Source organism: Trinickia sp. Y13, from assembly GCF_029522115.1.
Taxonomy (GTDB): Bacteria; Pseudomonadota; Gammaproteobacteria; order Burkholderiales; family Burkholderiaceae; genus Trinickia.
In genome coordinates this window covers 346,050-360,564 of record NZ_JAKWFK010000004.1, presented here as the reverse complement: position 1 = coordinate 360,564, position 14,515 = coordinate 346,050, and the positions used below count along the sequence as shown (strand labels likewise).

12 protein-coding genes are annotated in these 14,515 nt (G+C 61.0%); 7 read left to right on the top strand and 5 right to left on the bottom strand.

The window, feature by feature from the left end; genetic code table 11:
• Positions 1–10: 10 nt before the first annotated feature.
• Positions 11–1,372 carry an ATP-binding protein gene (locus tag MMB74_RS10190; RefSeq protein WP_277428632.1) on the bottom strand — a complete coding sequence of 454 codons (1,362 nt, stop codon included), beginning with the start codon at positions 1,370–1,372 and terminating at the stop codon, positions 11–13.
• Entirely contained in the window at positions 1,372–2,034 is a 663-nt protein-coding gene (locus MMB74_RS10185) for a response regulator transcription factor (RefSeq protein ID WP_277428498.1), read from the bottom strand. The genes MMB74_RS10190 and MMB74_RS10185 overlap by 1 nt, the downstream gene beginning before the upstream one ends.
• Before the next feature lie 137 nt (positions 2,035–2,171).
• Between MMB74_RS10185 and MMB74_RS10180 the strand changes: the two genes are divergently transcribed.
• The 4 genes from MMB74_RS10180 to MMB74_RS10165 all read left to right on the top strand — a co-directional run bounded on the left by MMB74_RS10180 (position 2,172) and on the right by MMB74_RS10165 (position 6,359).
• Positions 2,172–2,630, top strand: a complete 459-nt coding sequence (locus tag MMB74_RS10180) for a PepSY domain-containing protein (RefSeq protein WP_277428497.1) — start codon at positions 2,172–2,174, stop codon at positions 2,628–2,630.
• 84 nt (positions 2,631–2,714) lie between these two features.
• Positions 2,715–3,182: a DUF2271 domain-containing protein gene (locus tag MMB74_RS10175; protein ID WP_277428631.1), complete on the top strand. Its 468-nt coding sequence runs from the start codon at positions 2,715–2,717 to the stop codon at positions 3,180–3,182.
• Between the two features lie 8 nt (positions 3,183–3,190).
• Positions 3,191–5,407, top strand: a complete 2,217-nt coding sequence (locus MMB74_RS10170; RefSeq protein ID WP_277428496.1) for a PepSY domain-containing protein — start codon at positions 3,191–3,193, stop codon at positions 5,405–5,407.
• Positions 5,388–6,359: an FAD:protein FMN transferase gene (locus MMB74_RS10165; RefSeq protein ID WP_277428495.1), complete on the top strand. Its 972-nt coding sequence runs from the start codon at positions 5,388–5,390 to the stop codon at positions 6,357–6,359. The genes MMB74_RS10170 and MMB74_RS10165 overlap by 20 nt, the downstream gene beginning before the upstream one ends.
• Before the next feature lie 79 nt (positions 6,360–6,438).
• Here MMB74_RS10165 and MMB74_RS10160 read toward each other — a convergent pair whose 3' ends face one another.
• Positions 6,439–7,035 carry a hypothetical protein gene (locus MMB74_RS10160; RefSeq protein ID WP_277428494.1) on the bottom strand — a complete coding sequence of 199 codons (597 nt, stop codon included), beginning with the start codon at positions 7,033–7,035 and terminating at the stop codon, positions 6,439–6,441.
• Between the two features lie 497 nt (positions 7,036–7,532).
• Positions 7,533–8,957: a cytochrome P450 gene (locus MMB74_RS10155; RefSeq protein ID WP_277428493.1), complete on the bottom strand. Its 1,425-nt coding sequence runs from the start codon at positions 8,955–8,957 to the stop codon at positions 7,533–7,535.
• A gap of 119 nt (positions 8,958–9,076) precedes the next feature.
• Here MMB74_RS10155 and MMB74_RS10150 point away from each other — a divergent pair, with 119 nt between their 5' ends.
• The 3 genes from MMB74_RS10150 (at position 9,077) to MMB74_RS10140 (ending at position 13,846) form a co-directional block, all read left to right on the top strand.
• A complete protein-coding gene (locus MMB74_RS10150) occupies positions 9,077–10,009 on the top strand; it encodes an AraC family transcriptional regulator (RefSeq protein WP_277428492.1) in 933 nt (310 codons plus the stop codon).
• Between the two features lie 284 nt (positions 10,010–10,293).
• The gene (locus tag MMB74_RS10145) at positions 10,294–11,805 is read left to right on the top strand and encodes an ATPase domain-containing protein (RefSeq protein ID WP_277428491.1); all 1,512 of its coding nucleotides are present in this window, start codon (positions 10,294–10,296) and stop codon (positions 11,803–11,805) included.
• Positions 11,792–13,846, top strand: coding sequence for an ATP-binding protein (locus MMB74_RS10140; RefSeq protein ID WP_277428490.1), 2,055 nt, complete (start codon positions 11,792–11,794; stop codon positions 13,844–13,846). Before MMB74_RS10145 ends, MMB74_RS10140 begins: the two co-directional genes overlap by 14 nt.
• A 65-nt stretch (positions 13,847–13,911) precedes the next feature.
• Here the strand turns inward: MMB74_RS10140 and MMB74_RS10135 are convergent, their stop codons facing one another.
• Complete coding sequence (locus MMB74_RS10135; protein WP_277428489.1) at positions 13,912–14,511, bottom strand: NADPH-dependent F420 reductase; 600 nt, start codon at positions 14,509–14,511, stop codon at positions 13,912–13,914.
• Positions 14,512–14,515: the final 4 nt, after the last annotated feature.

Below are 14,515 nucleotides of genomic sequence, written 5' to 3'. Positions count from 1 at the left end.
ACGCTTGGCTCTAGCGGCGAAAGCTCGCCTCGCGCCCGCTCTCGCATTCGCTGTCCTTCAAATTTTCGACAAGCGCCTCAAAGCCATCCGGCATGCCCGAAGCAGGCGAACGCAAGATCAAACGTGCGCCTCCCGCCTGAGCGATTGCGTTCGCGATGGCCAGCCCGAGGCCACTCCCCTTGGCTGTCGTCACGCCGCGCTCAAATGGCTCGATCAGGCGGGAAAGTTTGTCTGCGGGCACGATCGGGCCGCGGTTCATGACGCTCAGCCGCCCTTCGTCGGAGAGCGCCACATCGATTGCCTCCGTCTTGGCGCCATGCTTGACCGCGTTCTCGATGAGATTGCGCGCGAGTATGGCGAATGCGTCCGGGTCGATGCGTGAGCGCACGGCGTGTTCCGGCAACTGCAGGCGAAGCACGTTCGATCGCTCGGCACGCCCGATGTCCTCGACGACCATGTGAAGAACCGGCCGCAAGTCCTGCGCCGTATCTGCAAGAACACGACCGCCCTCTGCCCGGGCTAGTTGCATGAGCTTTTCACTCAGGCGTGCCAGTGTGCGCAACGCCGCCTCGACGTTGCGCGCGCGCGTCTCTACCCGCGTACCTTTTGCTTCCGATATCAAACGCTGCGTTTGCGCAAGGGCTGCGGCAATGGGCGTGCGAAGTTCGTGCGCGCTATTTGCGGTGAAACTGCGTTCGGCCGTCAACGCGCGGTGCAGCCGCTGCATCAGATCGTTCACCGAATCGGCAATGGGTTCGATTTCGGCCACCATCCCCGCCTTGCCCAGTGGGCTAAGGTCGTCGCGTCCTCTGGCGGCGATGCCGTCGCAGAACAAGCGGATCGGGCGCAGTCCTGAACGAACGACGAGCCACGCGCCGAGAAGACCGAGCGGAACAATGAGTAGGAGCGGCTGCACGGCGGCAAGCGCCGCGTCGATCCCCGCGCGATGACGAGCCTCCAACGGCTCGGCAATGGTGAGCGACACCGTTCCCTGAAGCACCGTCTCCGTGTAAAGCCGATGCGTGCGGGTGGAGGTGAATCCGGGCTTGAGCGCCGGCGGAAAGATGGCCGGATTCGCATCATGGGACTGGAGCAGGATCTCGCCTGTCTGATCGCGGACGATATACGTCAGCAATTCCCCATGCGCTCGCACGCCCGCGATGCGCTCGGCAGCGCTTTGTTGATCGCGATCGAGCACATCCATCACAGCGAGCGGCACGATGCGCTGTGCCGTCTCCTGAAGCGCACTGTCCGACATTCGATCGATCTCTGCACGCAACACCCGAAACGCCGCTGTCGCCGCAACGAGCGAGAGCACCGCGAGGCCAATGGCGATCATCGCGGCCAGTCGTGCCTGAAGGCTGTGCAGGATCACGACGATGGCCTGAGCTTGTATCCGAGCCCGCGCACCGTCTCGATGAGGTCGGCGCCGAGCTTCTTGCGCAGGCGGCTCATGTGCACCTCGATCGTGTTGCTACCGATCTCGTCGTTGAACGAATAAAGACGCTCCTCGAGCTGTGCTTTGGACAGAATCGCGTTGGGACGCTGAATCAACGCCTCGAGCAATGCCCATTCGCTGGCAGTGAGAGAAACGGGACTGCCTGCTCGGGTGATGCTGTGCGCGGCCAAATCGAGCGCGATGTCGCCAAACGTCACCAGCGGATTGGGGTTGCCCGCGTATCGCCGCGCCACGGCATTCACACGTGCCGACAGCTCCGAAAGGTCGAACGGTTTGACGAGGTAATCGTCTGCGCCCGCATTCAATCCAGCGATCCGGTCTGCGATTTGGTCGAGCGCAGTGAGGATGATGACGGGAACGGACGAGCCGCTCACGCGCAATTCGCGCAGAAAGTCTAGCCCTTTGCCGTCCGGCAGCAGCAGGTCCAGCAAGATCAGATCGTAGTTCGCGGCCTGAACATAGCGCCGGGCGTCGCGCAGCGTCGTCACATGGTCGGTGGAGTGTCCGTCCCGCGTGATTTGCTCATTGACCGCCTCTCCGAGCAAATTGTCGTCCTCGACAAGCAGCACTCTCATGCTTTCGTCCTGTTGAAGTTAACGCCAAGTCTGCGTCGCCAAGCTTACGCCAGGATGAAGAAAAATCCTCGCGATCGCAAGGCTGGCTTCAGCTTCCGGCTGCATTGTAGCGACTGTCAGATAAACCGGAGATCAGCATGACGCGCCGCTCACTTCTCAACGGCCTTGCAGTCGTATCGCTTCTTGCAGTCGGAGCAGGCAGTGCCAGCGTGGCGCTGGCGGACGATGCCTGCAATGTGCCGCTCTCCGATTGGAAGCCGGTCAAGGATGTCGATGCATTTGCGAAGGCGCAGGGCTGGAACGTTTCCAGGATCAAGACTCATGATGGGTGCTACGAAGTCCGCGGAACGGATCGTCAGGGACGGCGCTTTAAAGCAAAGGTGAATCCCGCCACGCTCGCCGTCGTTCGAATGAAGACCGATGGCGACGAGCGATCCGATGAGGGGCATGGCGAGCACAAAGGGCGTGACGCAGGCGACGCAAGTGCCGCGAAGCCGGTCGCACCGAACAGCGCATCTGGCAATCCGGCAAGCGCCGCTGCGCCTGCCGAAGGGATTCTGACACCCGGGACACGGCCACGCGTTCAGATCCAGTAAAGGCCTGAAGCACTTGCCCAAGAGGTTCCCGGATTGGAATCCGCATTGTCACTATTGTCACTATCGAAAGGTCAGATCATGAGCATCAAGTTTGCACTACCTGTTGCGGCTGTCGTCGGCGCACTCGCGATTCCGTCAATGGCTTCGGCGCGCCCGGTCACGTTGGAGACTCAACTGAGCAGCTACGGCGGCGACGGCGCGTACGTCGTCATGTACGTCACCGATCGGGCCGGACGCTATCAAGGAACATTGTGGATGGCCGGAGACAAAGCCAAATACTACAAACACCTTCGAGACTGGTACCGGATGTCGGGTGGGAGAGCCACCCTCGACGGCGTGACGGGAGCCAGCGTTGGCGCCGGTAAGACGCTGCGGGCGACGCTGGACATCGCCGACGCGCTGATCGACGCAGGCTATGAGATCCACGTCGACACCGCGGTGGAAAAGATGAATGAGAACCCCTCCGAAGTCGTCATTCCCCTGACGACGTCCGGCGCTGGGAAGCCGGTCAAAGGCCGTGGCTACGTGAAATCGTTCCGTTACACCCTCTGAGAATCGAAATGCTTCGCAAGCTTCATTCAGTGCCCGGATTGATCGCGGCGATAGTGCTGACGATCATGGCGCTCTCGGGCACGGTGCTGTCGATCAACCCCGCAGTCGAGCGTGCGCGGGCACCCGCCCTTGCAGCGGAGACGCTGGATGTCGCAACGCTCGCCGCACGGGTGAATGCGCAGTACCCGTCGCTCGACAAGATCGTGCGCAGGCCGTCGGGCGAAATCCTCGCCTATTACGGCTCGGGCGGCGAGTCACGGGCTTCCCGAATCGATCCGTCGACTGGGGCGGGCATTGGGCCGTATGCGCCTTCGCCCACGATGCGGTGGGTCACGAACCTGCATCGAAAGTTGCTGCTTGGCGATGCGGGCCGCATTGCGGCGGGTGTTGCTGCAAGCTTCATGTTGCTACTTGGCATCTCTGGCCTCGCGCTGCTTGCACGACGCATGGGAGGCTGGCGACAGCTTGCCGGTCGAATCCGGGGTAGCGGGCTTCAACGCGTGCATAACGAAATCGCGCGCGTCGCCCTCATTGGACTGACGCTTTCAGCGGCCACCGGACTGATGATGTCCTTGACGACATTCGGGATCCTTCCCGAACGGCAGACGGCGGAGCTCGCTTATCCAGATTATGTGAGCGTACAAGCGCCGCTTCCCGTTGCTCGGCTTGCCGCACTCAAAGCCGTGGACGTGACGGCTTTGCGCGAACTCGCTTTCCCTGCACCGCAAAACCCGCACGATGTCTACGCATTGACCACTTCGAAGGGGACGGGGTACGTCGATCCGTCCTCCGGAGCGTGGCTTGCCTGGCAGAACGCCGATGCATGGCAGCGTTTCCATGAAACCGTCCTGATGTTGCACACGGGTGAAGGGATCTGGTGGCTAGCGCTGTTGCTCGGTGTGGAGAGCGCTTCGATTCCGGTGCTTGCCGTTAGCGGGATCTGGCTGTGGGCGCTTCGCCGTCGCGCGATGCCCGAGCTCCCCAACAACGTGAGCGCGCGGCGAGCGGACACGGTCATCCTCGTGGGCAGCGAATCGAACGCTACTTGGGGGTTCGCGACGGCCATGCATCAAGCGCTCACCAAAGCGAATTTTCAGGTGCACACCGCTTCGATGAACGATCTTTCACCGGGTTACGGCGCAGCGCGGCGTCTCATTGTTCTAACGTCGACCTATGGGGACGGGGATGCGCCGTCGAACGCCACCCAATTCCTGCCGAAGCTGGCTCGGATGAACGTCCCCGCCCCGATGCAATTCGCGGTTCTCGGCTTCGGTGACCGCCAGTTCCCGACCTTCTGTGGCTTTGCCCGCACGGTTCATGACGCCCTATGCGCAAAGGGGATGAGTCCGCTGACTGACCTCGGGACGGTGGATCGCCAATCGGAAAGTGAGTTCAGGCAATGGGTGGGCAGATTGGGCGCCGCCCTGGATGTCGAGATCGAGCCTCAATATCAACCAACGTTGCCGCGGACCGTTGCGCTTGAATTGATCGAGCGCAAGGACTATGGGGCGGGGGCCGAGACGTTCACCTCGGTATTGCGCTTTGCTCGCCCGCGGAAGGCAGTGTCGGCATGGCAAAGACTGATGGGAGCCCGGCTGCCTGCATTCGAGGCTGGGGATCTGATCGGCATCGTGCCGCCAGGGGACACCGTGCCGAGATTCTATTCACTGGCAAGCGCCTCGCGAGATGGCTTTGTGGAGATCTGTGTGCGCAGGCATCCGCACGGGTTGTGTTCGGGGTATCTGACAAGCCTGGAACCAGGCGACTCGATCGACGCATTCGTCCGTACGAATCCCGGTTTCAAGCCCGCTTCTCGTGACGTCCCGCTCATTCTGGTTGGCGCCGGCACTGGCATCGGCCCGTTTGTCGGATTCATCCGGCAGAACGCGACGAAGCGCCCGATGCATTTGTATTTCGGCGCTCGACGGTCCGGCGATTCGTTCCTTTACGACGAGGAATTACATCGCTTCGTGGCCACGCGCCAGTTGACCACGCTGACGACCGCGCTGACGAGCCCGGTGGAGAAAACCTACGTGCAGGATCGACTGCTTCGGGATGCCGTGACGCTTCGTGCGCTCGTAGCCCGAGGGGCGCGCGTCATGGTGTGCGGAAGCAGAGACATGGCAAAAGGGGTCGCGGCCGTGTGGGAGCGGATTCTGGCCGACTCCGGGATGACGGTAGGCGACCTGAAATTGAGAGGCAGCTATGTCGAAGATGTCTATTGAGAAAGAGGTATCCGGTGGTCTTCGCCGCCGCACGTTCAACGGTGAAACGATGGGGACTCGCTACAGTGCGCAATGTTATGCAGAGTCAAACCTCGATCCCTCAGTGATTGCCGCCGAGCTCGAAATAGCGGTACAGGCTGTTGATCAAACAATGTCGAACTGGAAGGAGAGCTCAGACCTGACTCGCCTGAACGAGGCGCCGGTCGGCGTGTGGTTGCCGATACCCACCAGTCTCGCCATCGTGCTTGCGCGTGCAGTCGAGATCGGCGGTGAGACCGAGAACGCGTTTAACGTCGGCGTGGGCGACCTAGTTGATCGTTGGGGGTTCGGTCCGCAAAGCGCCGATCCGGCCAACGTGTCGGACCTGTCGTCACAAAGGCCGCGTGTGCCGATCGGCGAAATACTCGAGGTCGACGTCGCTCAAGGCGTCGCTCGCAAGCGGGCGCCACTCGCGCTCGACCTGTGCGGCATTGCGAAGGGCTATGGCGTTGACCAGCTAGGCCGCGTGATGGATCGCAACGGCGTTCGTTCGTGGCTCGTCGGAATCGACGGTGAGATGCGCGCGCGGGGAACGAAGCCGGAGGGGACTTCCTGGGCGCTCGCGATCGAGCGGCCGGAGTACGACCGCAGGGAGCCGTTCGCGGTAATCGAAATCTCCGACGTTGCGATCGCGACCTCGGGTGACTACCGGCACTGGAGTGAAACGGGGGGCGTGCGAATCTCCCACACGATGGACCCGCGCACAGGGGCACCTCTGACAAACGGGATTGCTTCAGTGACCGTGCTGGCCCCTACGTGCATGGATGCCGACGCGTATGCGACTGCGCTTATGGTGTTAGGTGACGAACGCGGGGTACAGTTTGCTCGCCGCAAAGGATTGGATGCTCTTTTTCTGGTGCGAGAGGGTGAGGGTTTGAGGGCGACGGGGACGGGCTGTTTTGCGGGAACATGACTGGGCGCTTCATGCCCATCGGCGAGGCAACGAGCCGGCTACTCGCGCCATGTGCCGACGGGATTTTCTTCGGATGCCTCTATAGCTCGTCGAGAAGGGCGTGGAATCGATGGCGCTGGGCGCGAAGCCATTCGATCAGATGGCGTATCGCTCCCAGAAATTCAAGTACGTCGACCTCTACCGTGTATCTTTGGAGGCGTCTGTATGGGGTGGAATCGGTGTATTGAAGGGTGTAGCCCAAATCGAACGACTCGCCTTGGATGTTGTGAACCAGTGCGCGTTGCGTTGTCGTGAAATGTGTGCCGGGCCAATTGGACACGTCCGGTAGAGTCGACGGCAAATATCCTGTGGTATACGTTGGCCGCTTACCATAATGCTCCCGAATCGCAGCCAGCCCCCGCGGCGACATGTTCCATTCTTCTCCCCGAAGGTAGTTCTCCAGGTCGGAGAGTATCCCGTAGAGATCGTTTAACCTCATGGCTAATGGGCGCGCCAGGACCTGTCTCGCCTGCGAGAGCGATTGAATTTGCCCCGTGTTGGTTACATAGGGGGCGAGTCTCCTCTGCAACCGATCGACGCCGGCGTAATGATATTGCCTGCATACGGTCATGATCTGCGTGGCTTCCCGGACCGTCAAGAAGCTGAATATATAGTTGACGAGTTCTTGCGGTAACATGGCGCCCCCCTTTTTATTTATGCTACGCACTTGACGCAGTTGCTACGAGCGCTCATTACTTGATCACTTAAATGTCTCGTGGCTTGGCGAGAATCGATCCGTTAACCCAGCAACCGGGTGGATAATACCGCAGACGAGAAATTGTGTACACGCCGCCGCGGTCGACACAAGAAATTTACATTGTAGATTTTCGTCCGCCAATAATTGAGTCGGTCCGATGCGCTGATATTTTGTGGCGTATCCTTATATGCAACGGCGTTGTTGTGCGGTGTTTGCGATCTGTCGCATTTCGCAATCGATTTCACTCGAACGGACCGACCACACTCGCGCCGCTTAACGCCAGCGTTAGGTCGACTTTCGGACATGCGAGGGGAGAGATAGCTCGTATGCCCCTCGATCGCCAGACAGCGATCGACCATCCCAAACGCTTTCGTTCTTCAACCCGATCCCCGTGAGTTGACGCCCTCCCTGTGCTAGATGAACGCGCATACAGCGTGCTACGCGATCGCGGCGTTGGCCCGTGTGATCGCCAAATGCATTGGTTGGTCCGGCCGGAGGGTAACGTTAAGCACAGGTCGTGGCGGCGCCGAGCCTTCCGGGACGGACAGCACGAAGCGTTGCAGCAGCATGGCGGCGATGACGGTCATTTCAGTCATTGCCAGATGCTGCCCCAGGCAAACACGCGGGCCAGCCCCAAACGGGATGTATGCCCCGCGCGGCACTTCCTGTGCGTCTGGCGCGAAACGCTCGGGTCGAAACGCTTTCGGATCGGGAAACCAGCGCGGGTCATGGTGCATCAGATGCACCGGAATCATAAACAATGTCCGCGCAGGCAATTCCCACTCGCCCAGTTGAATGTCGCGTGTAGCGCGGCGGCTGATCAGCAGCGGCGCGACGGGATAGCACCTCAACGTCTCCTTGATCGTTTGAGCCAGATAGTGCAGTTCCGGCAAAGTCTCGACCGTGGGCGCGCTGCCTTGCAGCACACGCTGGAGTTCGTCGCGCGCGACGCGTTGCGCCTCGGGATTCGAGGCCATGCACCATGCCCACCAAACCAGCGTCGCTGCCGTCGTTTCATGGCCGGCGAGGAACGCCGTCATGCACTCGTCGCGCACGTTTTGAAGCGACAACGCCGACGCGTCTTCGCGAGCCTCCAGAAGCCGAGACAGCAGATCGTCGGGCCACGCGTCGCGAGCCAGGTTCAAGCGATTCTGCAGATGCCGCTCGATCAGATCCTTCAGGGTCCTCAGAGCACGCCGTTTTTCGTGCTTCCAGGGCATCCAGTCGGGCATGCTCACCGGCCAGTAGAACTCCGCGTTGGCCGCTGCGCTCGTCACGCGTATGGCATGCTCGGCCACGCGCACGTCCTCGCCGATGTTGCTCGAGAACATCAACTGCAGGATCACGTCCATGGTCAACATCGTGAGTGCGCTCTCGATGGGCCAGTTGGTGTCTTCTCGCGGCCACCGGGCGAATGCCTGCGTCGCCGCCTTGACGATCGTCGGCGAGAAGCCTTGTACAGCTTTGGGAGAGAAATTGTGAACGAGCGCATGACGGCGCGTGCGCCACGCCTCCCCCTCGGCGGTCAGCACGCTATGCCCGTGCACCTGTGAAAATACGCTGATGCCACGCTCCCAGCGAATCAGCGCGTCGTGATGGGTAACGAGCAACTCGCGCGCGAGTTGCGGATCGGCGACAACCACGTCATGCTCTGGCCAGATGCGCAGATGCACCACGTCACCGTAGGCCTTTTGCCACGCTGCCAATGCGCCGAGCAGGTCGCGTGACATGTCTATCAGCAAACCCCAACCGGTGAGGGTTGCCCCAGGACCAGGGGGCCACGTACCCGACGGACGGACCGAGGGAGCCACGGTTGACGAGTGGCGATGAAACGGACATTGATGTTCGGATGGCATATTCATGGCGTTATCCAGCGTGGTGATCTCTAGCTCAATACTGGACCGGCATCCGCGCCGTTTCTTGAACGCAAACGACATCGACCGTCTCCCCCCCCCGCCGCACCTACCCACACTGCCTGCTCATGAATCCGATGCCAACCCTTTCGACCTGCCCTGATCCGCTGACGCGTGCGCCACTGGCATCGTATGGCGATCGGCGTCCGCATGCTCGGCTGCACCTCGCCCCGCCGGGCCTGCAAGGTGCGGTTGTCGCGGTGCTTTGCCGCGACACGCGCGGCTTCGCGTTGACTGATGCGCAACGTCTGACGCACTTTCCAGCCTCGCCAATGGTAAGCCTCACGTGGTTTCAGGACGTCGATGCGGGCCGAATCGAGCAGACCGACGCGGGGCCTGAATGGCGGCCGTTCAATTCAGCGATCGTGCTTTCGGGCAGCCATTCGTATCCCACCACGTGCTGGGCGCGAACTAGCGGCCGGGCAGGGATGATCTGCTTCGAGGCGGACGCTGCAAAAGCCTTGTTCGAAATCGATCTGTCTGCCATTCAAGATGTCATAGTCGACGCGCGCAAGTTACTCGGCAGTGCGTGGCACACGCTATTGGACGCGCTGCTCGCCGCCGATAGCGACGCCGCTGCGCTCGCCGCGCTTGAGCATCACCTCGCGCCGCGTTGGCGCACGGTCAGTGGTGCTAACCCGATACTGCCGTCGCTACGCGAAGTAGGCCGCTATTGGGTCAAGCGACTCGCTTGGCAAGCACACGAATGGCGGCGCTCGCATAGTCCGCGTCACGTCGAGCGGCGTATCAAAGCGTATAGCGGGCGCTCGTTGCGCGAATGGCAGTCTCTCATCAAGACCGAGAGTCTGTTTTTCCGTGCGCGGGCGCAATTCGAAGCCAGCGAGGCTTTGGATTGGGCTGCTATCGCGCACGACGAAGGTTTCTCCGATCAGGCGCACTTGAGCCGTGCCGTGAAACGCAGCACGGGATTTTCCCCAAACGAGTTCGCGAGGCGATTCGCCGAGGACGAGTCGTTTTGGGTCTATCGACTGTGGGTGTGACCAACGGTGGAAGTTGGCCATACGGGCTGCCGGCTAAGTGGAGAAACTGTGACCTATGAAGGTCGGCTTGCGGGGATTCCAGCTGTCTGTCTTGGGTCGACTGCTGCCTGACCGGGCACAAAATCTGCTGCAGCAAGTTGCCTTCCTGGAAGGCCGCAACACGACGATCACTCGCATTCCCCCGAAGGCCGCGGAAGCGCCTGGGCAAGCCTGCGTGCAGCGAATGTCCTGCAAATATTTCAGGTCACAGCTTCCCGAAATCTCTCGATCAACTGGAGCGATGGATGGATACCGAGACGGGAAACATACCGACGGCCAAAACCGGCGTGCCGGGCCTCGACGATGTGTTGATTGGCGGGCTCGCCGAGGGCAACATCTTCCTTCTGGAGGGCGCCCCCGGAACGGGAAAAACGACAATCGCCCTGCGTTTTCTGATTACCGGTGCGGAAGCGGGCGAGCGGGGACTCTACGTCACCTTGTCCGAAACGGAGACAGAGCTGCGCAGCGGTGCAGCCTCGCACGGTTGGCGTCTTGACGATGCCATCGACGTATTCGAAGTCGTGCCCCCCGAAAGTCTGGTCGATGCGGAGCACCAGCAGAGCCTCCTGTATTCGTCCGACCTCGAACTGGGTGAAACCACGCGGGCGATTCTCGGTGCGTTTGAACGCGTGCGGCCCAAGCGCGTCGTCCTCGACAGCTTGTCCGAGATCCGATTGCTTGCCCAAAGCTCTTTGCGCTACCGCCGCGAAATCCTCGCCTTCAAGCACTACTTCTCCCGGTCAGGCGCAACGGTTCTACTGCTCGACGATCTAAGTTCCGAAGCGAACGATAAGACGGTCCACAGCATTGCTCACGCGGTAATCAAGCTGGAAGAGCTCGCCCCCGCTTACGGGGCAGAGCGGCGCAGGCTAAGAGTGTCCAAGTATCGCGGACGGCGGTTCCGCGGTGGGTATCACGATTTCGCGATTAGAACCGGCGGTGTTTCGGTCTTCCCTCGTCTGGTGGCGGCGGAGCACCGCTCCCGGCTCGACCGAGGAAGCATCAGCAGTGGCGTGGCCGAACTCGACGAGTTGCTCGGTGGCGGCATCGAGCGAGGCTCGAGCACGCTGGTACTTGGCCCCGCCGGCACAGGTAAGTCCACGTTCGGGCTGCAATTCATCTGGGCGGCGCTTCAGCGCGGGGAAAAGGCGGCCCTATTCGTGTTCGATGAAGAACTCGGCCTGCTGTTCGATCGCACGCGCCAGATGGGTTTCGATCTGGAGGCAATGCGCGATTCGGGCAGTCTGCATGTCGAGCAGGTCGACGCCGCGGAGCTGTCTCCCGGTGAATTTGCGCATCGGGTTCGTGTTTGTGTCGACGAGGCACAGGCGAAAACAGTGGTGATCGACAGCCTGAATGGCTACCAGGCCGCCATGCCGGAAGAAAATGCGCTGGTGCTTCATGTTCACGAGCTTCTGCAATATCTGAATCGTCGGGGTGCGAGCACGTTTCTGACAGTCGCTCAGCACGGGTTGGTTGGCGACATGAAAGCGCCCGTGGACGTCACCTATCTTGCGGATACGGTGATCCTGCTGCGCTATTTCGAAGCGCGCGGTCAGGTCAGACGCGCCGTATCCGTTATCAAGAAGCGCACCGGTCGTCACGAAAAAACGATCCGGGAATTCCAGATCAGCGCTAACGGGTTGGCCGTGGGAACAGCGCTCAACGATTTCCAGGGCGTGCTGCGCGGCGTGCCGAGTTTCGTTGGGCAAAATGCACTGCCGGACGTCGGTACCGCTCCCGATGACGACGATTGACCGCAATGCGCGCCCCGCGCTGATTCTCGCGCCTCTCGGACGAGACGCCCCGGTCGCCGCCGCGTTATTACACGAGGCAGGGACCGAGGCGATCATATGCGCAGATCTCGAGCATTTTTCGACATTTCTGAATGATGAGATCGGCTGCGCCGTGGTGACCGAAGAGGCGCTGCGTGATGGGGATCTCACGCAAGTGGTCGCCTGGGTGACGGCGCAGCCGGAATGGTCGGACTTTCCCTTCATCATCCTGACACGCAGGGGCCATGCCTCCGATGACAGCCCCGGTGCGCGCACCCTCATCACGGCGCTCGGGAATGTTGTCTTTCTCGAGCGCCCGTTTCATCCAATGACGTTCGTCAGCGTGGTCGCGACGGCGCAGCGGGGGCGTCATCGGCAGTACGAGGCGCGCTCGCGTATGGAAGAGCTCCGCGAGAGCGAAGCGCGGTTGCGGACCGCGTTGACCGCCGGGCACCTCGGCCAGTGCGAGCTCGACCTGCCGCCCACGCATTTCACCGCTTCCGCAGCCACGATGGCAGTCCTTGGTCGCTCGGCGAGCGGCGCGTTGACTTACGCGGAATTCGAAGCTTGCATGCATAGGGACGATCGAGGTCGCATGCGCGATGCAATCAAACTCAGTATCGAAACGCGCGCTGATATCGCCATCGAATTCCGATGCGTCTGGGCTGACGACACGTTGCATTGGGTGGATTTTCGCGCGAGGCATGTTCTCGATTGGGAACGCAAAGTTGCCAGGCTCGTCGGTGTGTCGTCGGACATCACCGCGCGAAAAATGGCTGAGGCGACCTTGCAACGTATGAATGAGACGCTCGAGGAAAAGGTGCGCGAGCGTACCGCACAGCTCGAGCGCGCGCATCAAACCGTGCTCGATGAGATCCGGCAGCGCGAGCACGCGGAGGAAGTGCTACGTCAGGTCCAGAAAATGGAAATGATTGGGCAATTGACCGGGGGAGTAGCCCATGATTTCAACAATCTACTCATGGCGGTCATGGGCAATCTCGAACTGCTGCGCAAGCAAGTTCGCGACGAGAAGCTCGTGCGGCTCGCCGATGGCGCACTCCAGGGCGCCCGGCGCGGCGCATCCTTGACGCAGCGTCTTCTGGCGTTCGCTCGGCAACAGAACCTCAGAATCGAATCGATTCACTTATCGAGGCTGATAAGCGGGATGAGCGACCTGTTGGAGCGTTCCGTCGGGGCGGGCGTCGAGTTGGCGTTGGAATTGCCCGAGGAACTGCCGCTTACGCTTGCAGACGCCAATCAGATCGAACTTGCGCTGTTGAACCTCGTTGTGAACGCACGCGATGCGATGCCGGACGGCGGGGTGATTTCGATCGCCGTGGAGGTGGTGCATGCTATCGAACAGGTGGATCTCGCGGAGGGAGACTACATACGCGTCAGTGTGGTCGACTCAGGCTACGGCATGAGTGCGACAACGCTTTCCAAGGCGCTGGAGCCGTTTTTCACGACTAAAGAACTCGGTAAAGGCACGGGCCTTGGGCTGTCGATGGCTCATGGCTTGGCCCTCCAGCTCAACGGTGCACTGCGGCTCGAAAGTGCAGTCGGCCGCGGCACGCGGGCGGAGCTATGGCTGCCCGTTGCGCCGCGAGCGGCCGAGGAACCGATGCCGGTACAAGCGGCACCGGATGAAAGTGCCGTCGTCGCTCGCGGCGTGACGATCTTGTTGGTTGACGACGACCCCTTGATTTCCGACAGCACGGCCTATTTACTCGAAGACCTCGGGCACGAGGTGATCGAAACCGACTCGGGCGCGAATGCACTCGAGGTGCTCAGCAGCGGGAGGAAGGTGGACCTACTCATCACCGACTACTCGATGCCGAAGATGACCGGTATGCAGTTGGCGCATGCCGCGCGCGAGTTGAGGCCCGATCTTCCGATTGTCATCGCGACAGGGTATGCGGACTTACCCTCGGGAACCACAATGGATATTGTGAGGCTGCGCAAACCGTATCAACAGCATCAACTCGCAGCGGAGATCGCGAAGGCACTGAGTCTCGTTCGCTGATAGTGGCGACTCCTTTTGCGAGCCGAACACCGCAGCGACTCAGCGAAATGTCTGGACACCGTCGCTCATCCGTCAAACTTGATCAAATCCTTGAAGATCAGTTGTCCCCAGTTATTTCCGCGCGCGTGCACAAGCAGTCCACCGTCCGAAAGGCCGCCAAGTTTGATCGGTGCGAAACCGAGTTTTTCGGCAAGCGCACTAATCTCCGCTGCAGCGCCGTCATCGTCGCTGGCCAGGAAAACGACTCTCCTGCCACCGTGCACGGTGGGGTTTTGATCGAGGACAGCAGCGACCAGATGGTTGAAGCCTTTCACCAGCCTGGCTCCGGTGAACACCTTCGCCACGAAGGCGGAGGACGGGAGACCGCCCAATTCCTCAAGCGGGGCGCGAGTGTTCATCGCGTCGATGACGGTCTTCCCCTTCCAGTCGGGGAGCGCTTTTGCGACCTCCGGGTGCGACTCGAAACGGACAGCCAAAAAGATGATATCCGCCTTGACGGCTTCGGCCAGGGTTTTGGGAATGATCGTGGGTCCGATTGCGGCTGCATCGGATGCAAAGCTTTCGGGGGCGCGCGTGGTTGCAACGGACACCTCGATGCCGTTCCGGGCAAACGCCTTGGCAAGCGCATGCCCGATCTTGCCGAAGCCGATGATTGCGTAGCTCATAAGA

What these genes read in the sequence shown, in the direction of transcription:
- MMB74_RS10185 (WP_277428498.1), bottom strand. Translation starts at nt 2,034, where the DNA reads ATGAGAGTGCTGCTTGTCGAGGACGACAATTTGCTCGGAGAGGCGGTC.
- MMB74_RS10180 (WP_277428497.1), top strand. Translation starts at nt 2,172, where the DNA reads ATGACGCGCCGCTCACTTCTCAACGGCCTTGCAGTCGTATCGCTTCTT.
- MMB74_RS10170 (WP_277428496.1), top strand. Translation starts at nt 3,191, where the DNA reads ATGCTTCGCAAGCTTCATTCAGTGCCCGGATTGATCGCGGCGATAGTG.
- MMB74_RS10165 (WP_277428495.1), top strand. Translation starts at nt 5,388, where the DNA reads ATGTCGAAGATGTCTATTGAGAAAGAGGTATCCGGTGGTCTTCGCCGC.
- MMB74_RS10160 (WP_277428494.1), bottom strand. Translation starts at nt 7,035, where the DNA reads ATGTTACCGCAAGAACTCGTCAACTATATATTCAGCTTCTTGACGGTC.
- MMB74_RS10155 (WP_277428493.1), bottom strand. Translation starts at nt 8,957, where the DNA reads ATGAATATGCCATCCGAACATCAATGTCCGTTTCATCGCCACTCGTCA.
- MMB74_RS10150 (WP_277428492.1), top strand. Translation starts at nt 9,077, where the DNA reads ATGAATCCGATGCCAACCCTTTCGACCTGCCCTGATCCGCTGACGCGT.
- MMB74_RS10145 (WP_277428491.1), top strand. Translation starts at nt 10,294, where the DNA reads ATGGATACCGAGACGGGAAACATACCGACGGCCAAAACCGGCGTGCCG.
- MMB74_RS10140 (WP_277428490.1), top strand. Translation starts at nt 11,792, where the DNA reads ATGACGACGATTGACCGCAATGCGCGCCCCGCGCTGATTCTCGCGCCT.
- MMB74_RS10135 (WP_277428489.1), bottom strand. Translation starts at nt 14,511, where the DNA reads ATGAGCTACGCAATCATCGGCTTCGGCAAGATCGGGCATGCGCTTGCC.